The sequence below is a fragment of the Fulvivirga sp. AWR4_260 genome, assembly GCF_056158185.1.
This window is the reverse complement of record NZ_JBSWSU010000015.1, coordinates 3,983,317-4,008,338: the sequence shown is the minus strand read 5'-3', so window position 1 is coordinate 4,008,338 and position 25,022 is coordinate 3,983,317. Positions and strand designations below refer to the sequence as shown.

15 protein-coding genes are annotated in these 25,022 nt (G+C 36.7%); 7 read left to right on the top strand and 8 right to left on the bottom strand.

The window, feature by feature from the left end:
• Window positions 1-60 precede the first annotated feature (60 nt).
• The 3 genes from ACXACQ_RS22765 to ACXACQ_RS22755 all read right to left on the bottom strand — a co-directional run bounded on the left by ACXACQ_RS22765 (window position 61) and on the right by ACXACQ_RS22755 (window position 3,138).
• Window positions 61-1,239, bottom strand: coding sequence for a hypothetical protein (locus tag ACXACQ_RS22765; RefSeq protein WP_474978309.1), 1,179 nt, complete (start codon window positions 1,237-1,239; stop codon window positions 61-63).
• Window positions 1,240-1,472: 233 nt separating this feature from the next.
• Window positions 1,473-2,654 (bottom strand): DUF418 domain-containing protein, encoded by a 1,182-nt coding sequence (locus tag ACXACQ_RS22760; RefSeq protein ID WP_474978308.1) that lies wholly within the window; start codon window positions 2,652-2,654, stop codon window positions 1,473-1,475.
• A 163-nt stretch (window positions 2,655-2,817) separates the two neighbouring features.
• On the bottom strand, window positions 2,818-3,138 hold the full coding sequence (locus ACXACQ_RS22755; protein WP_474978307.1) for a T9SS type A sorting domain-containing protein: 321 nt from the start codon (window positions 3,136-3,138) through the stop codon (window positions 2,818-2,820).
• 104 nt (window positions 3,139-3,242) lie between these two features.
• Here ACXACQ_RS22755 and ACXACQ_RS22750 point away from each other — a divergent pair, with 104 nt between their 5' ends.
• From ACXACQ_RS22750 to ACXACQ_RS22725, 6 genes are all read left to right on the top strand, one after another.
• Complete coding sequence (locus ACXACQ_RS22750) at window positions 3,243-6,467, top strand: RHS repeat domain-containing protein (RefSeq protein ID WP_474978306.1); 3,225 nt, start codon at window positions 3,243-3,245, stop codon at window positions 6,465-6,467.
• 242 nt (window positions 6,468-6,709) lie between these two features.
• On the top strand, window positions 6,710-12,361 hold the full coding sequence (locus tag ACXACQ_RS22745) for a DUF6443 domain-containing protein (RefSeq protein WP_474978305.1): 5,652 nt from the start codon (window positions 6,710-6,712) through the stop codon (window positions 12,359-12,361).
• Window positions 12,362-12,365: 4 nt separating this feature from the next.
• A complete protein-coding gene (locus tag ACXACQ_RS22740) occupies window positions 12,366-12,797 on the top strand; it encodes a hypothetical protein (RefSeq protein WP_474978304.1) in 432 nt (143 codons plus the stop codon).
• Window positions 12,798-12,985: 188 nt separating this feature from the next.
• Window positions 12,986-13,327 carry a hypothetical protein gene (locus ACXACQ_RS22735; RefSeq protein WP_474978303.1) on the top strand — a complete coding sequence of 114 codons (342 nt, stop codon included), beginning with the start codon at window positions 12,986-12,988 and terminating at the stop codon, window positions 13,325-13,327.
• Window positions 13,246-13,500, top strand: a complete 255-nt coding sequence (locus ACXACQ_RS22730; protein ID WP_474978499.1) for a putative toxin — start codon at window positions 13,246-13,248, stop codon at window positions 13,498-13,500. The genes ACXACQ_RS22735 and ACXACQ_RS22730 overlap by 82 nt, the downstream gene beginning before the upstream one ends.
• Window positions 13,497-14,099, top strand: a complete 603-nt coding sequence (locus ACXACQ_RS22725) for a HEAT repeat domain-containing protein (RefSeq protein WP_474978302.1) — start codon at window positions 13,497-13,499, stop codon at window positions 14,097-14,099. The genes ACXACQ_RS22730 and ACXACQ_RS22725 overlap by 4 nt, the downstream gene beginning before the upstream one ends.
• Window positions 14,100-14,128: 29 nt before the next feature.
• Here ACXACQ_RS22725 and ACXACQ_RS22720 read toward each other — a convergent pair whose 3' ends face one another.
• Window positions 14,129-14,425: a helix-turn-helix domain-containing protein gene (locus tag ACXACQ_RS22720; RefSeq protein WP_474978498.1), complete on the bottom strand. Its 297-nt coding sequence runs from the start codon at window positions 14,423-14,425 to the stop codon at window positions 14,129-14,131.
• A 269-nt stretch (window positions 14,426-14,694) separates the two neighbouring features.
• A complete protein-coding gene (locus ACXACQ_RS22715; protein ID WP_474978301.1) occupies window positions 14,695-17,661 on the bottom strand; it encodes a PA14 domain-containing protein in 2,967 nt (988 codons plus the stop codon).
• A 334-nt stretch (window positions 17,662-17,995) separates the two neighbouring features.
• On the opposite strand from ACXACQ_RS22715, the gene ACXACQ_RS22710 reads away from it, so the two are divergent.
• Window positions 17,996-20,428 carry a glycoside hydrolase family 2 TIM barrel-domain containing protein gene (locus ACXACQ_RS22710; RefSeq protein ID WP_474978300.1) on the top strand — a complete coding sequence of 811 codons (2,433 nt, stop codon included), beginning with the start codon at window positions 17,996-17,998 and terminating at the stop codon, window positions 20,426-20,428.
• Window positions 20,429-20,561: 133 nt separating this feature from the next.
• Here ACXACQ_RS22710 and ACXACQ_RS22705 read toward each other — a convergent pair whose 3' ends face one another.
• The 3 genes from ACXACQ_RS22705 to ACXACQ_RS22695 form a co-directional block, all read right to left on the bottom strand.
• Complete coding sequence (locus ACXACQ_RS22705) at window positions 20,562-22,034, bottom strand: glycosyltransferase family 2 protein (protein WP_474978299.1); 1,473 nt, start codon at window positions 22,032-22,034, stop codon at window positions 20,562-20,564.
• 814 nt (window positions 22,035-22,848) lie between these two features.
• Window positions 22,849-24,000 (bottom strand): iron-containing alcohol dehydrogenase, encoded by a 1,152-nt coding sequence (locus ACXACQ_RS22700; protein ID WP_474978298.1) that lies wholly within the window; start codon window positions 23,998-24,000, stop codon window positions 22,849-22,851.
• Window positions 24,001-24,064: 64 nt separating this feature from the next.
• On the bottom strand, window positions 24,065-25,018 hold the full coding sequence (locus ACXACQ_RS22695) for a helix-turn-helix domain-containing protein (protein ID WP_474978297.1): 954 nt from the start codon (window positions 25,016-25,018) through the stop codon (window positions 24,065-24,067).
• Window positions 25,019-25,022 lie beyond the last annotated feature (4 nt).

Genomic DNA, 25,022 nt, shown 5'->3' with positions numbered 1-25,022 from the left:
TACTCGGGGCTTTCTATGCTTTTAAGTTAATTAAGGAGTAGGCTTAATTAATATCTCGCCTTACTCTTCTGTAATGGTAATCTCAGTTATTAATTGCACATCATTATAAATATTAAAATCGTAGATGCTGCTAGGTGATCTTATAATGGTTTTGTCTTGAGGGTTGTAGGCTAGCTTAAAATTAGCAAGTGATTTATATGTTGCGGGTACTGGAGCTGCTTTGGTGTGAAATTTAAACTGACCTGATGCCTTGGGTAATATGCGGGACGATTGAGTGTTAATGAGCAGAGTAAATATGTTATAATCAATGCTCATCTCAGGGGATAAAATGGTATAGTCATGCGGCCTTAATGTTTTGATGGGATGATTTCCTTGGTTTGTAAATGCAAGGAAATCATTTCTTTCAAACTGCTCATTAATGGGCGTGTTAGGTAGTATTAATTCATTGCTTTCGAACCGTAAAGGATTTTTACAATCTACCATAATTTGATACTCTGCTACAGAGGATTCATCTTCATTTACCACCTGAAATATAATCTCGTTAGGGTATTCAAAATTTAGGTTTTCACCTTTAGTGTAGGCTTTGAAGTTTTCGTCTGTTTTGTACTTGTACATTAGTTTTTTGCCTGAAAATTCCACGCTTGGCATTAATTTATTGAAAGCGGCAGGATTATCATATATCACTACAATTAGGCTGTCATATATTGAATAAGGGTCATGTTTAACCTCTCCTTCTTTTGTTATTTGATCTTCGGTAGTTAGTGAAAATGATTTAAAATATGCTTTTTGTGTGGTCTCAGGTTGAGGCTCGGTTCCTATAAAATTAATTTTTACATTATAATGAATTACATACTCAGCGCTTTTGGTGCTGATAATTTCAAATTTGACAACTTCATCGTTAGGGAAATATATTTGAGAGCCGACAGAAGGGGTAATATTAAATTTTGAAAGATCAATATTAACCTCTTCGAGGATGTAGCTTCTTATGTAGCTTGGGTTGGCAGATTCTATAACTATAGTTCCTTCTTCTGTTTCTTTCCCGTTAGATAAATGAGGTTGGTTAATGGTAATCCCTCGAAGGTTTATATCTTTTAATGGTAAATCAGTTAAGAATGCTTCAGTTAAGTCTACTTTGTATTTGTTATCAATGTCAATGTTATCATCATCGTCAGAGTCACAACTGAATAAAAATAATGATAAGAGTAAGCTTAGGTTCAGGATTTTATTTAAAAAATTCATTTTAATATAGGATGTATTTTTATGTTAAGGGTGCAAGTATATTGATTAAAATATAATTATGCGATTAAAATTTATTAATAAAATTAAATTAATGAGTATTTTATTGACAATCAATTGGTTGCGGGTTTGAAAAGCTACAGGGTGAAATAGAATGTTATAATTGAAGGCATTGGGTAATAAAAAAGGAGCTTTATTTAGCTCCTTTTAAAATCTTTAGATCAACTATTGATCTTTTACTGTTTGTCTGTACCGGCCCATGTTAGCTTATGCCATAGGTTTTCCAATGGCCCACGTTTATGATTTTTAAACCATAAAGTGCTATAAATTCCTTGAATTATGGCTAATAAAATACCAATACATAAACTGATAGATGGACCTACATATTGATACAAAGCCAATCCAAAACCATAATAAATACTGGCTCCTATGATCGATTGAATGATGTAATTGGTTAAACTCATTTTACCAATAGGAGAGAGCTTGTCCAGCCACGGTTGTATCACAGGATTATAGAAAAGAAGAATGAATGTAGCCACTAAAATAGCGGTGAATGCGAGGTTTGACCACTGACCGATAATTGCTCCCAAAGCATTATTAATAACCTTAGATGCGGTGAATATTTCAGGATGAGATTTTAAGAAAAATAAGGGTATAAAAGCAATGAAAGCTATTAATAAAGTCTTTTTCCAAAAAGATATATTTTCAGGTGTGTTATGAAAAATACGTTTTCTTCCTCCAATAAAACCAATTAAGAATAAGCCCAAAGATTGGCTTACACGACCAAACTCGACAAACCAAAGTAGCGAAGCAATTCTGCCATCGGTGAGGTTGCTTTTTACTAATGCCAAAAATGACTTGTTCTCCAGAAAACTGCCTGATCTATTATAAAACTCTATGAGTAAAGTTGGCTCTTGCGTTTGGTCAGGAGCGTTGATGGCAGCAACTAGCTTAGCAATGAAAATGGGCTGAGCCAAAAAGATCAATGCACTGATAAATACAATGCGATTATTGAGCTTGGCAAAAGGAATAATCAATATACCTACCAAAGCATAAAGCACTAAAATTTCACCTCTATAAAACATGGTGTTGATCATGCCGAAAATTAATAGTAGAAATAAGCGCCATAAGAAACGAGGCCTGAAATCCTTGCCTTCTTTATCACGATTATGAGTTTGAATATAAAAGGTAAGGCCGAAAAGTAGCGCAAAAATAGCATAGGATTTACCTCCAAAAAGAAAGAAGAAAGTGTCCCATATTGCTTTGTCAATGGCGGTGAGCCAGAGTGGTAAATTCTCTGGCTGACTATGCACTTCAAATCTTTCAATATTGTGTAATAGCATGATGGATACTAGGGCGAATCCTCTCAATGCATCAACTACGGTAATCCTTTTAGTTTTATCTAATAGATTGGTCATGAGGGTAAACGTGAGTAGGGTTTAATGTTTGTATTTTATGGAATATAGCATTTTTCTATTTATGAATATGCAGGGTGTGTTATTCGAGTTTGTTTTATTTCAATTAAAATAGCAACTGCTTAATGATAAAAAAGCCACTCAAATTAATTGAGTGGCTTTTTTATCATTGTTTTATAAACCGGTAGGTGAAATGTTTTTTATCACTATTGACTTGTAAGAAGTAAACGCCTGAGGATAGGTTGGTTACGTTAATTTTCGCGCCTCGCTGCTGTAGTATCTTTTGTCCGAGTTTATCAAAAACCGTTAATTCACAATTTTCATTCAGCCCTTTTAATTCCAATACATTTTCTACTGGGTTAGGGTACGGCAGAATCTGAGAGTGCTTTAGCTGCTCTACTCCCGTGGGATCTTCTGGCTCAGGCTCTGGTGTTTTTTCAGTAAAGAGTTGTGATTGGAGGAATTTAAGTAATATCACAATATTCATTTATTATAAATATTTTAATTTTTAACATGAATAAAAATAAATTTAATTATATAAATATTTATTTATTTTTTTTGTATTTGCTTTAAATTTTAATCAACCTAATCATGTCATTTCTTTTTAGAGTAAAAAAGTTATTTTTTTTATTAATAATATTTACTTTTTCTTTACAGGTGTGTGGTCAAAATAAACATGTATTTACAAATACAGTGTTGCCATCTCCTCAATCAGAATATTTAGTAAAGCATATTGCTCATCCGGTGGGGAATTTCACTGGGGTGCCAGATATTACCGTCCCTTTGTTTAGTCTATCAGGCAGAGATATTGATTACCCCTTATTTTTAAGACATCATATTAAAAATGCTGAAAATTCCAGTGTATTTGGTAGGGGCTGGTCACTTCAGGGAATGGGATTAATTACTCGAGTTATCCGTGGGATCGATGACTTATCTGATGATGGATTTGCTCGTGGAGGTGAAATTAATAGTATCGAACTAAACGATTCACAGAGATTAAATCTGTTGGCCAATAACATCGATGCTGGGCCCGATTTATTTTATTTCAATTTTGCTGGATATGAGAGTCGGTTTATGCTTTCTGAGGAGGGACAGGTGGTAACTGACGCGACTTTAGGTTTGAAGTTTATTCTTCCTGCCGATTCTGAGGGTGTATGGCAGGTTTCTGATAGTGAGGGGTACACTTATTTTTTTGGTGAGAATAATTCTATAGAGCATTTAAGAAAAATAGGAGGGAGTAATAGTTTCGCTTCTTCATGGTATCTAAGTCGGATTGTTACTCCCATGGGGGATGTTCTTAATTTTAATTATAATAATACCATACAAACCAGAGATTCGAAAAGTGAGGCTGGATATTTTATTTCTAATGGCTATTATGGCTTGTATGAGTCTCAGGTAGAGGGTGGGTATAATGTCCCACAGCTGAAATCAATAGAAATTAGTAATGAAGCTCTTCATAGGTATGTAAGTTTTAATTACTATGATATTTCTTCTTTAAGTGAAAGTTTGCTTATGTCGATTTCGCTTTATAGTAAAGGTTTAAAGCATGATGATATAGTTAATGGTAAATCTGAAGTGACTAATGGCACAGATAAATTAGTAACAATTAAGTTTAGTTATGATGGTACCACTAGTCCATTTGATTTAAGTTATATATATCATTTTGATCAAGATGACCAAGAAGCGATTTCTTCTCAAAAGCTTACTTCATCTCTTTCACATGATGATCATGTTATCAATAGTATTAAATATAGCGATGGAAAGTTTGAGAGTTTTCAATATTCCGAACATGACCTTTCTGGTTTTGATGATAGCTCTTTCCGTAATTATGTAGATTTAGGGGTTAAACTATCGAAGGTGAATATTACAGGAGCTGAGGACAGTTATTCAACTTCCTATCTGTATGAGCGAATAAATGGAAGTTCTTCTATACGGTTATTTGATAACGGCAATTACTTGACACAGAATTCGTCACGTTGGGTGGATTCTCCCATTGTATTTGAATCTACTGGATTGATTAACCAAAAACATGTAGGCTCTGTATATGATAGGTTATTGGGAGGGTATGAAGTTTTTTATGATGACGTCTACGTTTCACAGCAAGGTAGGGGAGGAATAAGATATAAATATACAAGCCCTAAATCAAATGAATCACAAGAATATGGATATTATACAGAAGCTTTCTATAAGCCCATTTACTCATTAGATTTTGTTGGGGGTAAGCTTTCGGAGAAAACTACATACAAAAAAGAAGGAAATGGTTACGTGCCAATCGAGTATCAAAAATTTGTTTATGATACCATAAGTAATTCTCATTTATCCGGGGTTAATACTATATTTTATGATTTCTCAGGTCAAAAATCAATAGAAACATCATTATCAAAGTTGTCAGATTATTTAGGAAGAAGTGTAAATGTTAATGAAATTTCAGGTTATCAGAAGTATGATATAATTGCTGTAAATAGCATTCTTAATGAGTCTTTAGTGCGTAAGGTAGACTCAGAGACCAATGTAGAAAGTACTGCATCAACTATATATAATTATAATGATAATTATTTATTAACAGAGGAACTTACTACATACCCTAATAATGATCAATCCAAGACTATATATACATATAGTCAGGACTATCCGGAAAATGGTATTTTTTCTGAAATGATAGTTAAAGGTATGCTTTCTTATCCTGTAGAGGTCGAATCTTACAAAAAAATAAGCAATGAAGAAGTTTTCTTGAAAACAGATGGAAGCATAACGGAGTATGGATTTTATGAAGGTAAGGATAATGATTATATTTTACCTCAATCTACTTATATATGGGAAAATACGGGCGATGGTTCTCCATTATCTGATGTTTCTGCCATTTCTAATGAGAATTATAAATGGCTTGTTGACTACAAATATGATGTTCAGGGAAGTATAAAGGATGTCAAACAAAAAGGAAATCCAAATCAAGCAGTTTTAATAGACTATAATTTTGGAAACCCAGTATTTTCTGCTTTTAACGCGACTAGTGAAAATATTTATTATAATGGATTTGAAAGCGATGATATTAGTGTGTCTCCTGATATAAGAGCGAGATATGGTAATAAATATTTTAGTTCAGGGGAATTTCAAGTACCCTTCATGCCTGATAATGCTGATGATTACATTATGTCTTATTGGTATTATGATGGCAGTATTTGGAATTATGAGCAAGGAGACTATTTATCGGTCATTAGTAATAGGGAAGCTATTGATGAGGTAATGATTTACCCTAAAAAGAGTCAAATTCAATCAGCTGTATATGACCAATATGGTAATTGTTCATCTGTTACTGATCAAAACGGGAAATCTAAATTTTATGAATATGATTCTCATGGTGATTTGGAGGTGGTAAGGGATAATGATGGGAATATTTTAGAGTACCACGATCGTAATAGGTCAAAATTTCCAGATGATTGTGATTATAAAGATACAAAACCTATAAACGGTATCATGTTGGACTCTCAGGTACAGGTTGATTTTGGCGCTCATGTGCAATGTAGAGTAGTTGCTAATGGTGGTTGTGGAAGATTAAAGTATGAATGGTCAGTTGTTGTAGGTAGTAATACTACCTCCCTTACTAGAGAACATTATAATACTTGCTCCTTACCTGCAGAGTACTGTACTTCTAGATTTTATATACAGTGTACAATTTCTGATGAAAATGGCTTCTATAATCCAATAAAAGTTAGGAAAGAAGTAAATGTAAAAGTCGATGATATTGTACCTTCTTTAACTATCAAATCGATGACTAACGGGGGGGCTTTTCCAATTTTTGTGATGGAGATCAACTGAATTTTACGGCATTAACTAATAATATGTGTGGTGCCCTTTCCTATCAATGGACCTATAATTACATCGGAGGAACATTATCTTCTCGTAGTTCAAGAGCTATTTTCCGATATATGGGTAGAGGTACAATACGCTGTACTGTGCGGGATAGTTTTGGGCATAGTGTTTCTAGTAGTAGGAGCTTAAGCCCAAGTAAAAATTGCCTCTCAAAGTAAAATAGATATTAAGCTTTTAAAATATAAATTATGAAGTACTCTTTTATAAGTGTATTAATGATAATGTTATGTCTACTGTGTCATACGTTATACTCGCAACAACCAACAACAAAAGATTCTATCAACAATTCGGGAGCAGTAGTTTTTAAGGATCCTGGAGGGTGCCCCGGAGGCTGCGGGTCAGGCGGAGGAGGTTCTGATGGAGATGGTGGACCTGTTGATTATCCAGGAGACGATAATTTATATGTTCCAGAAAAGCCGCCCAAATTTCTTGTATCAGGGTCCCAGTGCAACAGTTCTCGAACTTTAAGTTGGAATGGTAAACCTGATTTTGTAGGATGTGCCTGGTATTGGCAAACTTCTTCTACGGGAACGAGCAAAACCTATAGTGGTAAAAATAAAACTGTAAGTGAATCAGGTACATATTATTTGAGAGGCTATGGGATTTATAGTAAACAATGGGGTCCTGCTGTTAGCGTGTATGTTTCTATTCAGCCAGTCTCTAGCCCTCCAGCTCCTAAAATAGAAGAATCGAAGCCAGGGTACACAATTTTAAGTAAAGATGATCCTCTTAATACATATTATTGGCAAAGCGCTCCTTCTGAAGCAAGTACCTCAAATAATGAAGATTATACTGCAGTTTATAAAAGTGGATATTATTATTTAAGAGCAAAAAATAGTTCTACGGGGTGCTGGAGTAGTGCTTCTAGTGTTCATGTGTCAATAAATACTCCCTACACCCTACCAGTCATTCACGCAAATGGGGAGAGTAAAATTAGTATTAAGCAGCCATATGTAGATTTGGCTCTCAATACATCCTATGCTAGTTACCAATGGTATTGGAATGGTCGTGAAATGGGAGGTGCAGTTGGCGCAGTTTATAAAGTGTTTCAGGAGGGGTATTATCATGTGGTGGTAGAAAATAGTGCAGGAGTAAAAGTTCGTTCTGATTATTTTAGAGTTGAAGATATAAATAAAAGCAACAATATTGCATACAGTGCATCTCACCGTATAAAGGTAAAGAATGTTAAGTCGATACAAGAGGTGAAGAGACTCAACTACGATGGTAATAAAAGTGTTGCAATTAGCTATTATGACGAATATAAGAGGAAATCACAGGATGTAATTGTGGGAGGAGCACCAGGCGGGAAGGACTTAGTGCAGGGGTATACCTATTCTAGAAATCAAAAGAATCAGAAAGCATATCTTCCTTATTCAGTTAATAGCAATACTGCTGGATATAGAAAGAATTGGAAACAGGAATTGAGCACTTTTTATGACAAATATGATGATGGAGGTGATGAAGATGCTCTGTTCAATGAAGTTGTTTATGAAGATTCTCCTTTTGATCGGATAATGGCTTCTTCTTCCGTAGGAGAGGACTGGAAGATTGGTAGTGGGCATGAAAAAACTTACAATAATAGCCTAAATGATGGAACCGAGCATGTAATTAAGTGGAGTGTTGATGAAAATGGTAATCCTCTAAGGAGTGGGTATTATAGTTCAGGGTTATTACAAGTGAATAGTGAAAAAGATGAGATGGGGAATGTAAATTATTCGTATACTAATTTATTAGGACAAACGATATTAACGAAAAATGCACTCGGTGCTGAAACTTATTTTATTTATGATAACCTTGATAGAGTAAGTTATATTCTTCAGCCTGAATTGGTCTCAAATTTAATAGCAAACGGAAGTGATCAATTGAGTCAAGATGAAATGAATGCATATTCTTTCATTTATAAGTATGATAATAAGAATAGGGTTATTGCTTCCAAAAGCCCTGGAAAAGGTGAAGTGAAAATTGTTTATGATCATTTGAATAGGCCTATTCTGATTCAAGGCGCAAATTTGCGAGTAGGTGATGAAAAGCAATGGATGTATGTTAAATACGATGTTTTTGGAAGGCAAGTTGTCTCAGGATTATATAAAAATAACAATGATAGAAAAGACCTTCAGAAAGAGGTAGACGATTTTTACCAAAGTGATTTGTATTGGGAAGCTCTATCAGGGATGGTATATAATAACAATGTTATAACTAAAACTGCACCAACGCGATGGAGTAATGATGGAGGATACTCAACTACATATTTAAAAGAGGGCCAAGACGGGAGTCTGTATGTAAAGGCTAACCAAACGAATAATGGGATAATGGTAGGTTTTTCGTCTGGTGCAGTTAAATCGGATTTTTCATATCCATCAATTGAATTTGCTATACATTTTGATGGATCTGGTAAAATGAACGTTTATGAAAGTGGAAGTAGAGTGAAAAGATCCTTAACTCGCTATACGGATTCTGATATTTTTTCCATACATAGAGTAGGAGGTACGATACTATATAAGAAGAATGATGTAACTATTTATACGTCATCTAAAACTTGTGTAGGAGAGGTCTATGTGGATTTTTCTATTAATCATAATAATGCCTCTTTCACTATTGTTAATGAAAAGTATGAAGAAAGAACTTCATCTGGATATAGTGATAATGCTTTTCCTGTAAGCAATATTACCTTACTGTCAGAGGTTTATTACGATGATTATGATTTGCCATGGGATATAACCCCCTATAGGAACCACTATACTAGCAAAACAGAGTTTAATACCGCTACTAAAGGACTACCTACTGCGTATAGGAAAAAGGAGCTGGGGACCTCTAATTGGTTGCAAACAGTATCGTTTTACGATGATAAATATCGCTTAGAAGCTAATGTGAGTGATAATGGATATGGAGGTATGAATAGGGAGGCTTATCAGTATAGTTTTGATAATAAAGTGAATACAATAAAAACTTCTATGTTAGGCTTTAATGGTCAAGATATCGAAGTTACTGAAGGCTTTGGTTATGATCATATGGGGAGGCTAACAGGTGCTTACCATAAAGTTTATGATGGAACTACTGATAATTTTAATGAACAACCTAAGTTAATTGCTTACTACGATTATGATGAACTTGGAAGGCTAAGTAGAAAAAGGTTGGGGCAGGGAGCTTCTGGTTTTTTACAATCAGTAGATTATCGTTATAATATTAAAGGTTGGCTAACAAGTATTAACTATAGTGATTTGAAAAATCATGGAGATGAAGATAATTTCTCTTATTATGATTATTTCGGAATGGAAATAGCTTACAATGAGGATATAGGTATAAGTGGAAGTAATCCATTGTATAATGGTAATATAAGCAGCATAAAATGGTCTAAAAATGTGACCTCTGGTGCAGCTCAAATGGCATATGCTTATCAATATGATCAAATTTCTCAATTGAAAAGCGCTATGGCAGAAAATAATGCCAATGCGCTGAAAGATGTCAATTATGATGCAAATGGTAATATAAATTCATTATCGCGTTTTAATGCTGAAGGACAACAAATTGACCAATTAAATTATCAATATGATGAGGTAAATGGAAATCAATTATTGCTAGTAAATGATGAGGCAGCAGATACTTTAAAGGTTTTTGGTTATGCAGGTGTTGAAAATGATATGCCGTTTGAATATGATGAGGAAGGAAATGTAATTAGCGATCCTGCTCATGGTATAGTAAGTATAGTATATAATATTTTAAATCAACCAAAAGAAATTTTGACTGAAAATGGTAGTAAAATATTATATAGGTATGCTGCTGATGGGCAAAGGTTAGGATTTAGTGAATATAGCAGCAGTGGTGAGCTTGTTAATGAAGTGGTTTATAATGGTCAGTTTTTCATTAAAAACAATAAGATAGAGTTTATTAAACACGCTGAAGGGCGAGTAGTTTATGATGAGACGGTAGGAGAATGGATTTATCAGTATGATTTAAGGGACTATCAAGGTAATACCCGAGTTTCATTTACATCAGCACCTAAGTCTTGGGACTTTAATCTAAATTATGAAGGAGATAATGACGATGAAGCATTATTTGAAAATACTGAATCTATTGGTAACGATATTTTTGATCATACAGATGCAGATGATACATATATACATTCACAATTGCTCAGCGGTGGTGAGGGTAGTCAATTAGGCGCAGTTATATCTATACCTGTAGGCGAAGGAGATAAGGTTTCAGCTAGTGTATATGCGAAGTATTTGGCGAAAGCAGGAAGTATTTCCGATGCCACACGCCCAATAGGTATGGTATTAGCTAATTTATTTAGTGGAGGTGCTATTGCTGGAGGTGAAAGTGGTGTAGGTATTATTAACGAAAACTTTACTTCAGGAGCAATTATTGGATCTGCTGGCTTTCCTCTCGAAAATGACGAAGCACCAAAAGCATTTATAAATCTTATGTTTTTACCAAACAGTGAAAATGTTGATTTGGAACGAAATGTTAGCTTTGCCTATGATCAAATAAGTGCTGATGCTACTCAGTATGCAGGAGAAGCAAAAAGTAATAATTTTGATAAATTAGAGATAAATGAGTTTGTATCGCCAGGAAATGGACATATTCTAATTTACCTTAGTAATGAGTCTACTAACCTTACAGAAGTTTATTTTGATGACCTGCAGGTGACAGTAGAAGAACACCCAGTAATACAGAAGAATGATTACTATCCTTATGGAATGATAAGTACTAGCTGGGTAAGGCCAACGAACTTAAAAAATGAATTTTTATATAATGGTGAAAGCCGGTGGAATGAAACAACTAAAACCTATGAAACATCTTTCAGAAGTTATGATCCTGCTTTAGGTCGTTTTTATGGTGCAGATGCATTAGCCGCTAATGCGCCTTCACTTTCTCCTTACAGGTATGGGTTTAATAACCCTATAATGTTTAATGACCCGACAGGCATGTTTGAGAATAGCATGATGCCAATTGGTTTTGATGATGACACAGGAGATGGAGGGGGAGGATCTTCAACACAAGGTCTATTGGATCAGCTTCTCAATAGGACTACATATGGGGGCGATATAGTGAATGGAACAATTATACCTTTCGTAGGGGATTTTGATGCAATGGAGAGGGGGGCAGAATATAATGATTTGCATGACAGTTGGGGCTATCGTGATGTTAATACGTTCCATGCAGCTCAGTCTTCATTTAATCTTTCAACAGGAATAATGTTTTTAAGAGGAACTGTTGTTAAGGCGACTCCAATTGGTTATATGGGGGAGCCATATTCTAAGGATGATTGGTTGTCTAGAAGATTGGATGAGGCCTATGAAACAGCTTCATTTAGCCAAGCGCACTGGGACATTATGAGTAGTCAGATAGTGCAAGATATTCATGCTGTTCAAAAGGAGTTTTGGGATCACCCTGTGACCGAAGCTACGGCTTTTGCGGTGGGTGCTTTTATAGGAGCAGATGCTTTTTTGCTTGCAAGAATAGGTAAAGTTGGTAAATTTGCAATGAAAGCTGGAGTAAAGGCTAGTGCTAAGGCAGTAGAAAAAGTTGCCGCTAGGACGAGTACGACAATTGGTTCAAGGACTGTTGGAGCTGCAAGAGCCGGTTTTACTGTTGCTGATGATGCAGCAGCTTTAAGTAGACAGGTTGGTAAGAATTCCATTAACATCAGAACCACTAATAAAATCATTCACTATGATTTAGTTGGAGCTACACACAAAGGAGTAGCTACGCCTCATGTTCAATACTCACTTAGAAATGTGAGTCCTTTGGGAAAGGTTTTCTTTAACAAGAACAGAACTTTTGTTAGGCCAATGACTCGTCAAGATTTAAGAATACTCAATAATTATTTAGGAAGGTAAGCCAATGAAAGTTAAAGAGATATGGACTGATAGTGATTTTGAGGACATGGGTTGGCATGATTCCAAACTTTATTCAGTGAAGTTTCCAGACGATGAACTGGAGCTGAAATTAGACATAGATTACATTTTCAAGTGGGAAGAAGTTAAAGAAGAGAAATTTAAGTTTTGGATCGCACCATGTGATCTGATTTTCAGTGAGGTTTTGAGTTTAAAATTGGAAATAGATTTTTCTGATTCAACAGGTATTGATATCCTCTCTATTAGTCGAGAACGAAAGGAACAATCACCGAACGGAACTTTGATATGGACTTATATCATTGAAACGGATCGAGGTTTAATCAGCTTTGAAACGGTTGGATTTAAACAAAAGGTAAGGTCACAACCTGTATTAAGTGAAAGTCAAAACCTTACATCAAGAATAGAAAGCCCGATTTAGTCGGGCTTTTTTTATAAAACACCTTGCAGCTTCATGCGGTCAATAAAAGAATCTAAGAGCACGAAAACGTGTTCTTTTTCTTTATCTGGCAGTTTAGAGACCAACCGAGGTGTAGGCCCCAAAAAGCTCATATTTTCCGGTCTAAGGAGTATGTAGTACAGCCCTTTTACTCAGAGTTTTCGCACATTATGAGTAGTCAGATAGTGCAAGATATTTATGTTACTCAAAAGGAGTTTTGGGATCACCCAGTAACAGAAGCTACAGCTTTTGCGGTGGATGCTTTTATAGGAGCAGATGCTTTTTTACTTGCAAGAATAGGTAAAGTTGGTAAATTTGCAATGAAAGCTGGAGTAAAGGCTAGTGCTAAGGCAGTAGAAAAAGTTGCCGCTAAATCGAGTACCGCTACTGCAAGAGCTTTAGGAGCTGCAGGGGAAAGGGCAGTTGGTTTATCTGGAACAAAGACAGCTTTCAGGTTGGTAGTAGAACAAGAATACCTGATGCCCTCACTAGGACAACTCTCACAGAAGTAAAGTATGTTAAATCACTTAGTTTCACTAGACAGCTAAGAGATTTTCATACTTATTCTCAGCAAAATGGATTAGAATTCATGCTTTATACTCGTTCAAATACCACATTATCAGGATCTTTACGGCAGGCTATTAACAACGGATCAATTATTCACCGATATATTCCTAGCCTATGAAATTAGAGTTGGATGCGTTAGCAAAGAGGTTCGGTGAGTTGGTAAGGAAAGCGAATAAGACACAAGTTGAGATTCAGGAGAAGGAAGAAGTAAGGATTGCACTTGAAGCTGCTTATGCCGAAGATGAAAAACTACTTGTTGATGACTTGGTGAAAGCAGGTTTCAATATTACTTCTTCATGGGACTTAGTGAATACCAAGTCAAGCTACAAGGCAGCTATTCCAATTTTGGTCGAACATTTATACAAGCCTTACCATGTCAAAAACAAAGAAGGTATTGTTCGAGCTTTAGCGGTCAAGGAGGCGAAAGGAGTTGCTTGTAGAGCTGTCATTGATGAATACCACAAAGCCCCTAAACATGATTTTCATTATCGCTGGACATTTGGGAATACAATGGCTGTCATCATGACAGCAAATTACATAGATGATGTGATAGCGATTGTGCAGGACGAAAGCAATGGAGAATCTAGGCACATGTTTGTTGCTGCATTGGGAAACACCAAATCACCTAGAGCGAAAGAGACCTTACAACAATTGCTAAAAGATAAGGATAAAACGATATCGAAAGCGGCTCAGAAAGCCTTAAAGAAAATCAATTGAAAAATGAAGCCTCGGGAGACCGGGGCTTTTTACTTATACGCCAACCGGGTTTTTACAGAAGCCAGTAGATTAGCAATCGTGTACAAAATACGAGCTTTGTCCGCATCTGGTAAAGCGAGAATATCATTAAGGCGTTTTAGCATATCCAGGTCTTTGAGAACCTCTTTGGTTTCACCAAAGAGATAGTCTACCGTAGTGTCCACTTGCTTGGCCTGCTTCATGGCCATATAAATACTTGGCTTCATCTCGTCCCGTTCGTACTCACCTATTACTGTATAAGAAGTGTCCATCAGCTTAGCCAATTTGTTGTTACTAAAATGTTTTATCTTCTCTGCATACTCTTAATAGTTTGCTAAACTGGCCATAATGGTACTGTTATAAAGTATAAAAGCAATGAATTAAGTAATGATACTAATGTAAAGCATAATGAAACATGGCAATTGGTCCATTGCTAAGAAACTTATACTTTACAAAAGGACCTATTCAATTTAAATACTATGATAGACCTTATGAGGATTATATAGAAAAAAGTAATAATTTCAATGGCTATATGATTTTGAAAAAAGCCACTCAAATTAATTGAGTGGCTTTTTTATCATTGTTTTATAAACCGGTAGGTGAAATGGTTTTTGTTGCTATTGACTTGTAAGAAGTAAACGCCTGAGGACAGGTTGGTTACGTTAATTTTCGCGCCTTGGTGCTGTAGTATCTTTTGTCCGAGTTTATCAAAAACCGCTAATTCACAATTTTCATTCAGCCCTTTTAATTCCAATACATTTTCTACTGGGTTAGGGTACGGCAGAATCTGAGAGTGCTTTAGCTGCTCTACTCCCGTGGGATCTTCTGGCTCAGGCTCTGGTGTTTTTTCAGTAAAGAGTTGTGATTGGGGCACTATCTGTCTGATTTGAGAATCGCTAGACCATTCGAACCTGATATTTGCTCCACCAAAATTTTCAAAGTATTCAATTTTAATGCTGTATTGCTTACCAGCTTCAAGGTTAATATTCCCTGTGTAGGTGATGTCCCAATCATCGACCCATTTGTCTATGACCAAAGAGTCATTCACCCACAGCCTTCTGCCATTATCACTGGTGAGGTAGAAGGTATAATTCTCAGAGTAATGTGGTTGAATGAAGCCTGTCCAGCGGATAGAGGCGGTATCTACTTGTACTCCTTCCATGGGCGAGCCAGTGCCCCAGTTGAAGCTAATTTCTTTGTCTACTCTGGTGCCCACATATTCATCGAAATTCATGCCGTTGTAATATTCTCCGGTGAGCCCATTACCGTTTCCCGTGAATCCTCGCACTTTTAGTGAATTTGCCTTATCATTCCATTGATCATTAATTAAACAGTCATTATTAAATTTGATAATTACTGAGTCTCCGGTGAAATTATCATTGTCAAACAGTTGAATTTCATAACCAGTATTGAGTTTAAGAGAGGAGATGTCGTCACTTTCCAATCCCAACTTTTTCAAGGTTTCCGAATTATAATTGCCAATAGGCAATGCAACTTCTTTACCCTTGTAGTCACATTGGCTGTAAACATGAGCTACAGGATCATTGACAGGGTCTACGGGAAGGCCGTTGGCCTCTCTAATCAATTGAAAAATATGGTCAGGACGAACCACTACATAGTTTTCATTTAAAGAATTGGCTACATTTTTAAAGCTGGTAGCAGTCACCCCTTGCCATGGCTGTGCTTGTATAATTAAGAAGCGCGGTGAATTTCCATCCCAACCCTCACTTCCGCCATTGATATGGTCTTTCATAGCTTGTTCGTTAGTACAGTAATTACAAGCTAGAGCCATTCCAGGCAGTCTATTTTTATATACAGTGAGGCCTCCACCTGTGTTTTGTGCTGTTAAGCCTAGTAATGAAGGGGTGTGTTCAGCAAAAGCGTCTCCTGATTGCTGGCTTATGCCTCCAGTAATAGTATTCCATACGGTGGTCACATTAAAGCCGGCTTTGTTGTTGTACTCTTCTGTTCGTGCAGCAAATTTCTCTAAATCATCAAGTTCGGGCCAGTAGTTAGGGTAAGTGTACCCATACCCTGATGGGCCAGAGATGAGGTTATCATTTTCAGTAGAGCTTTCCCAGTAGTAATTAAGTGCTCCGGGCATGGCATCTACCATGGCTGGTGACATCGTCCAGCCGATGGGCACTGATCCACGATCGGGGTTGTTCCAAAGCTTTCTTAGCAAATGCTCCACAAATTGAAGGTTGTCACCATCACTGAGTATGAACGCTACATATATCTTATTTTCTAATGTAGGCTTTGGAGGGATTGGTTTTTTCTTAATTTCTCTTGGCATACCACTGTGCATAGTAAGGTTAGTGGCATAGTCGCTGGCAATAGTAGAAATGCCGAAAAGTGAGCCTCTTTCAACCCCTGGGCCTTCTTCAGGCCACCAGCCCATATAGTTGGCTTCATCGGGCATAGAACCTAAAAAGTCATTTAATAATTCGCTTTCTCCACTTACTTTAGGGTCTAACCATATTACGGCTGAGCCTAGTGCAGATGCATATTCTCTCAGTGAGGCTTTGTGGTAATTAGGACTTAAACCTATTAGAATGCGGTGGTCTATATTAGGCCAGTAGTTGTTGTATAACTCCTGATAGACTTCTAGTTTACTATTAAATTGGCCTCTTAAATCTTTAAGAACAGTGAAATTATAAGGAGCAGAAGTTAATTTGGTGACTAAGGCGGGTGATGCTACTAATGCCTTTAAGTCTGTGGCCAGTGTGGTAGCCAAATTTACAGTGTGGATTTGCTCTGGATCATAAACGATAAGCCCACCAATCTCATTTTTATATTTAGTAATTAAATCCCACTTGTCTTCTGGTTCGTTCCAGTTCAAGCCTAAAGACTGAAGCCATGTATATCTGCCTTCGGCAAAAGCATCTCCTTCATAAGAGAAAATTCTAGGTTGTTTTTTGTTGACTATACCTTTGAGAGATGCAAAAAGATACATCTCTGCTGATGATTGGTTCTGTTGTAAAGCCACCCAATTCACTTTTACATAAGAAGTGCCTTTCCAGAGTACGCGTAATTGTAGGTCGTCATCTTCTGATAACCATTCAAAAGGGAGGTTTAGGCTTACATATTCTCCTGCGGTAGAGAATTGCATTCTGCTAATAGTAGTGTCGGCCACTATTTCTTGTGTGGTGGCATTGTAAACCTCAAGAGTAACTATATCGTCATCATTGGCAGTGTTATTGTCAACTTTAATACTGTATTCGGCTATGTTAGGGCCAGCGAATAAATGTATTGCAGGGCTGATGGTCATATATTTATTGGCAGAGTCTATACTGGTCTGACAAAGCCAGCCATCGCCATCGGGTCTACCAGTTTCATGTTGAGTGTCGCCCGCTTCTCCTTCCCATCTAGAAGAAGATTCTCTAAGTATTATTAAGTCCTGTGTTGGGGCTGGCGCAGGAAATGTAGGCAGTAATTGTTCGTCAGGCCATGAAATTTGCGCTAATACATTATTATGCATTAGCAGGGGTAGAAACAGCAACAGTAAGATAGCCTTTCCGGTAGTAGTATAAGTTTTAATCATAAGGATTAAAGGTTTAAATTGGTTATAAAATGATAAGGCTGAGTGCTTGCAATGGGAGTTATTTAGCCACAGGGATAAAAAGGCTGGTCTCCCATTTTAGAAATCGATTCCATAAGTAGCCACACTATATTCCTTACTCTTACAGAGTAGTTAGAGGAGAATATCTCACCAGATAAATAGGAATAAATTGTGGGGGTAAATCTAGATGCTTCTTTTTGAAGCAAAATTTCGGTGAAACAAATCGAATGACTATACTTGTGGAGTTAAGTGTATTATTTACAATAAATTAACTTTTCTGAGTTATCGATAATTGCTCATTTTAAATTAAATGTTAATGATAAAACGCTATTCAATATTATTTGCTATCGCCCTTAATTTCTTGATGGTATTTATGCTTCAAGGTCAAGAGAGAAAAATAACCACTTTAAAAGAGGGCTGGAAGTTTCATAAGGGAGAGGCTGAGGGGGCTGATCAACCTGATTTCAATGATGCTAAATGGCAGTCTGTTACTGTTCCGCATGATTGGGCCATTTATGGTCCTTTTGATAAGGAGATAGATAAGCAGATGGTGAAAATTGAGCAGAATATGGAGGAAAAGGCTACTGAGAAGACGGGAAGAACGGGCTCATTGCCATTTACAGGAGTGGGGTGGTACAGAAGCCATATTACTTATGATGTGCCTTCTGGCAAACAGCTTTTGCTCACTTTTGATGGAGCCATGAGTAATGCTAAAGTGTATGTAAATGGTGAATATGTTGGCTCACGAGCCTATGGTTATAGCTATTTTTACTTTGATATTACTGATAAGATAAAAAATGGAGAAGAAAATGTAATAGCCGTAAGGCTTGAAAATTTTCCGTTTTCATCGAGATGGTATCCTGGAGCTGGATTATATAGAAAAGTACAGCTGGTTGAGAAAGATGAAATTAGCTTTGAGCATTGGGGACATTATATCACCACGCCATTTATATCAAAAGATGTGGCCAGAGTTAATATCAAATCACAAGTGCAAGGAAAGAATTTAAGCATAGTAACAGAGATTACTGATGTGGACGGAAAAGTGGTGGCCACGCACAATGAAAGTACTCAGTATGATAATGAGATAGTACAGAATATTTCGGTGTCTAACCCACACCTCTGGGGGCCGGAAGATCCGTATTTGTATACTGCTACATTAAAATTGTTTCAAGGAGAAGAGTTAAAAGATACTCAAAGTATTCGTTTTGGAATCAGAAGTATCGAATATGGCAGAGAGAATGGTTTTGTACTCAATGGAAAGCCTACTAAGCTTAAAGGAGTATGTCTACATCATGATTTAGGACCAATAGGAACCGCTGTGAATACTGCTGCTTTAAAAAGGCAGCTCACCATGTTGAAAGATTTAGGGTGTAATGCTATTCGCTCAGCACACAATATGCCATCTATGGAACAATTGGAGTTGTGCGATGAAATGGGCTTTCTTTTTGTAGCGGAAAGTTTTGATGAATGGAAAAAGCCTAAAGTAGAAAATGGTTATAACCTTTACTTTGATGAATGGGCTGAAAAAGATGTAGTCAATTTAGTGCAGGCAACCAGAAATCACCCATGTATAGTAATGTGGAGTGCCGGTAATGAAGTGCCTGATCAGTGGGGTAATGAAGGAGTAAAAAGAGCTAAATGGCTTCAGGAAATATTCCATAGAGAGGATCCAACCAGACCGGTTACTGTTGGTATGGACCAAGTAAAAGCGGTTATGGAATCGGGTTTCGGGGCCTTATTAGATGTGCCCGGGCTGAATTATCGTGTTCATTTGTATGAGGAGGCTTATGAGAAATTTCCTCAAGGATTTATACTGGGTTCAGAAACGGCTTCTACTGTGAGCAGTAGAGGAGTGTACAAATTTCCTGTAGAAAAGGCTATCTCTAAGCAATATGAAGATTTACAGTGCTCTTCGTATGACTTAGAATATTGCAGCTGGTCTAATTTGCCTGAAGATGATTTCGTATTGCAGGATGATAAGCCTTGGGTAATTGGCGAGTTTGTATGGACAGGGTTTGATTACTTGGGAGAACCCACACCTTATGATGAATTCTGGCCATCAAGAAGTTCGTATTTTGGAATGATAGATTTGGCGGGGATTCCTAAAGACCGGTACTACCTATACCGTAGCAGGTGGAATAAAAACGAAGAGACATTGCATATTCTTCCTCACTGGAACTGGAAGGGGAGAGAAGGGGAAGTAACTCCTGTATTTGTGTATACTAATTATAATACCGCAGAGCTTTTTGTTAATGGAAAAAGTCAGGGTAAAGTCACTAAGAATGACTCTACCAAACAAGATCGCTATAGGCTAAGATGGATGAATGTAAAATATGAGCCTGGTACAGTAAAAGTGGTGGCCTATGATGATGCCGGCAAGGCGGTGGCTGAGAAGGAAATAAAAACCGCAGGAGCGCCACATCACATTGAGCTGAAGGCTGATAGGTCTGTATTAACTGCAAATGGAGAAGATATTAGCTTTGTTACGGCTACAGTGGTGGATAAAGATGGTAATACTTGTCCGCTGGCGGCTAACCAACTTAATTTTAAAGTATTAGGAGCGGGTTCTTTTAGGGCTGTATGTAATGGTGATGCTACATCGTTAGAGGTTTTTCATAAACCTACGATGAAGGTATTTAATGGTAAGCTTGTAGTATTAGTTCAATCTACAAAGAAGGCTGGAGATATAAAGCTTACCGTTTCGGGTAAAGGGCTTAAGAAAGGTACCTACTCTTTAAAGTCAGAGTAAAATCCTCTTAGAAATAAAAAAGCAGAACCTACTGGTTCTGCTTTTTAGTTAACAAATGTGGATTTTTACTGCATAATAAGCGGAATACAGTGTGTTTTAACTTGTCTTTATACTACTAAAGACAGGATTTATGTTATGCACTTGTTAATACTTTTTTGTTCGATGTTTCTATGCCTCTGGTTAACCATCCTCTTCTGCTAGCTGTAGCAATGGCATAAGGGGTAATCCAGAATAAAGAAAAGGTATAAAATATGCTATAAGGGTATGCCCAAATTGATTCGGCTATATTGTGTCTTTTTGCAAAGAAGAATGCTTGAATACTAGAGAATACGCAAATACCTACTAAAGTAGAGCTAATGAATAACACAGGGTGTGTAGCTATAAATAATAGCATTAATGCAATCATTGGATAGGATAAAATGATTTTTAACCATTGATTAAGTAAAAATACTCTAGTTCCATTTTTAGGTCCTTGTCTGAAGTTAGTAAAGGCAAATTTGCTCATCATAATGTTCTCACGCACATTACTTCTTTCCCATCTGATAAACATTTTGTAAAGGTTTTTATACCTTTCAGGAGTGTTGGTGTACACATACGCATCTCTTTGGAATAACACTTTATATCCTTGCTTCAATATCATGTTGGTCATAGCACGGTCTTCACCTATGTCTGATACTTGCCCCATAAAAGTCTGGTTAATCCATTGAGGAAGACAGTTCATAACAGCTTCTGCTCTATAAGCTGCAAGTGCACCAGGAGTACATAATACTGACCCTAAAACACTTTGCGCAGATCTCACAAACTCAAAACTGAAAGTGAAACTCACATTAAGCATTCTTGGTATAATTGCTTTTTGGTTGTTCAATACTCTTACATTACCAGCTACAGCACCACATTCTTTGTTTACTACAAATGGGCTCACCATATTTCGTAATGTATCTGTTTTTACAATTGAATCACTATCTACAGTAACAAAAACATCTCCTTTAGCTAAGTTAAAGCCTCTGTACAATGCATGTCTTTTACCTTTATTCTCTGGTTGCTGATAAATAGCTACTCTATCGCCTAGCTCAGCTTTAGCTTTTTTCATCCAGCTCCAAGTATCATCTTTACTACCATCATCAATAGCAATAAGCTGAAGTTTCTCATGAGGGAAGTCGCTTTTCGCTAAGCTCATCAATGTTTGCCATACCAATTCACCTTCGTTATAAGCAGGTACAATTACCGTGGTAAAAGGAAGCTCTTCATCTGATACAGATTTGATGGCTTTGTATTTGAAGAAAAGAACAGTGATATATAGTAAAAAGCACATCTTAGTGGCTAATAATGCTAAGCTGAAAATCATGAGAGGTAGACCCCACGAGGTTTTCATTCGCTCTAAATGTAGCTTTTCGAAATTCGGTTGTAGTGTGTAGAAAAGATAAATGGCACCACACATAAGCAAAAATGTACCTAATAGTACCAAATAGCTTGAGGGATTGGTGACCATATCTTTAAGTCGATCATTGAATGACTGAGGCGCCTGAGGTGCAGCATTCTCTTGATGCTGTGCCGTGCCTATCGGATCAGTATTTTGGTTGTCTGCGAACATTTTATTTAAAGGCATATAATTTTCTAGTTAATTTTCGTTATCTAATCAGCACTCGGCAAAATGTCGATAATCAAACTAGTGCTGTTTAGATCATTCTTCGGAAGTTCACGAGCCAAATATTAAGCCATCGTTTCAAATCGCCCTTTTTAGGTGTTTTTGCAGTTATTGATGTGTATTTATTTGTAGAATACCCCCACAAAGTGTAGTATTTTCCAACACTTAAGTGTTGTAGTTATTTGATATGTTACTACACATTATTCTTTATATCCTCTAATTGAGATAGTTGCGAGACTTTTTAATGCTTGCTTGAAAAGCCCATTGGTAATTTTGCAATATGGCTTTGTTTCTTGAAGTTTATTTTGTGTTTTTGGTAATTTTAATCAGTATTTATTAAAAAATATTTAAATAATTACCTAATTTGTTGATGAAATTTGAATTAAAGGTGTGTTTTGTTAACTTTGAAATATCAATTAAGGAATTGATTTACAATGTAGGGTGATGAAACTGGCAGACATGCCCTCCGGTCTCGGGGGTGGAGGTCACGGGATAAATTCTTTTAAGTATCCAATAACACATAAAAGTACTAACCGCTCCGTGGAGGTTCGACTCCTCCCTCTACAGCTACTTTAAAAGGATGCTTCTGAATATAAATCAGGGTCATCCTTTTTTTATTGTGCAGCTTCAGGTTTTACTTGCAGCGTTTGAATACGAATAAATATTTTTGAGAAAAGAGGCTAGTGCGAAATGTGTAGTAAGTAAAGGAGAGTTATGCGAAGGTGTAAAAAACAGCCATCAAAAATGGCTGTTTTGTGATTTGCTTTTGAGCGTATTAGAAGTTTACAACCTCACCTTTATAACAAGCTTCGTAAATGTTTTTTAATTCTTCCAAAGTTGGTTTTCTTGGATTAAAGCCTGTACATGGGTCGGCTAGCGCATTTTTGGTAATATAATCTAAATTTTTATTCCAGTCTTCTTCGCTAATGCCGAATTCCTTTAACGAACTGATGTTATTCACTTCCGATCTTAATGACTCTACTGCTGTAGCTAATTCTTCAGCCGTTTCTTTACCTATAATTTTAGCAAGATCGGGAAAGCGGTTTGATACTTTGGCGTTATAGCGGATCACATTGGGTAAAAATATAGCGTTAGATGCCCCGTGCGGAATTCCGTATAATGCACCTACTTGGTGCGACAATGAGTGCACAATTCCCAACCAAGCATTATTGAAGGCTAAGCCTCCCATAAATGAAGCATCGTGCATGTTTTGACGAGCCTGAATATTCTCAGGGTTGTTAACGGCTTCTTTTAAATTTTTAAATACAATGTCTAAGCCGCCTTTAGCTAGTGCATCGGCATAGTTGTCATCAATATTAGATACATAAGCTTCTACGCAATGCGTAAGAGCATCTAAGCCAGTATTGGAAGTGACATGTGCTGGCATGGTAGCACATATTTCGCCATCAACAATGGCAATGTCTGGGGTCAGTTCGTAGGAAACTATGGGGTATTTTACGCCTTTTTCTCTGTCAGTGATTACCGCAAGGCCTGTGGTTTCAGTGCCAGTACCACTAGTAGAAGGTATAGCAATAAATTTAGCTTTGTTGCGTAGTGTGGGTACTGAAAATGGCTTTGTCATGGCATCAAAATCAGCATCGGGGTGCTCATAAAATACCCACATCATTTTCGCAGCATCAATAGCTGAGCAACCACCCAAACCTACGATCCAGTCGGGCTGAAAGTTTTTCATTACTTCAGCGCCTTTAAAGCATGTGGCTGAAGAAGGGTCTTCTTCCACTCCTTGAAAAATTTCAACCTCAAGCCCGGCTTCTTGAAGTGTATTAGCCGCTTTTTCAAGCGTACCACTTTTTCTCATTGAATAGCCACCAGTAACTATAATGGCTTTTTTTCCTTTAATATTTTTTAATTCTTCTAAGCTTCCTGCTCCATGAAGAACTTCTCCTGCTATAAATAATTTACTCATATCGTGTTTTTTTGATAGTGCAAAACTATTGTGGCAGGAGAGGGGAGTGATTATAAAAACATTCCTAATACTTATAAATTCTGGACAGCTCTTCCTTTAGCTCACTCGGGGTTTCTTTGAGTTTGGCATATACAAATTTGTTGAGTGCCGAGGGAGAATCGAAGCCTAATTCATAGGCGATTTCTTTATGATTCATTCCTGAAAATATAAGCAGTCGTTTTATTTCTGTTAATATGCGTTCGTGAATAATGCTTAGTGCAGTTTGTCCTGTTTTTCCTTTGCAGATTTCATTGAGCTTTTTAGCGGTTACTTGTAGTTGGTCTTTGTAGTAGGTGACTGTTCGTTTTGATTTGAAATTGGCTTCTATCAGTGTTTTAAATCGAGCAAAGTAATCTAATTGGTCTGGAGCCTGATATCCCTGGTATTTTTGATGCGCATGCTCTATGATTTCTAAGAGCATTATTTTAATGTGAAACCTTATTTGCTCTTTTTTGATAGGAGAGAGCTGCTGGTAAAGCTCGTAAATTTGACTTCCGTATTGATTAATTTTATCAAATGAGGCCTCATCGGGCTGCACATGATTTAGTTTATTAATAAGGTCATTGTTATAAGATATAAGTTCATTTTTAAGCAGGTCAGAGCAGAATAAAACTTCATCAAATTGAATGATAATGCCTTTTGCATCTGATGTTTTATTTATAGCATTGATTTGATGAGGGAAAACCACAGAAATTTGTTGAGGCTTCAGGGTGAAATTTTCATGGTCAATGTGCTGTTGTAGTTCGCCTGACTGGAGAATTACTACTTGAAAATAATCACTTCTATGGAGTTTTTCCTCTTGTGAAATGGCAGTATCTTCTAAGTTGAAAATATTAAATGAAAGGCAGGGCGATTCCTTTTTGTCGAAATGAGTCTTGAGACTATATTGAGTGATATTCATAGAAAGGTTGAAATTTGAGTCAAAGTTATGCAGAAATGTAGGCTTCATGTCCCATAACTCGTGAAAGAATGCTGCCAATTTA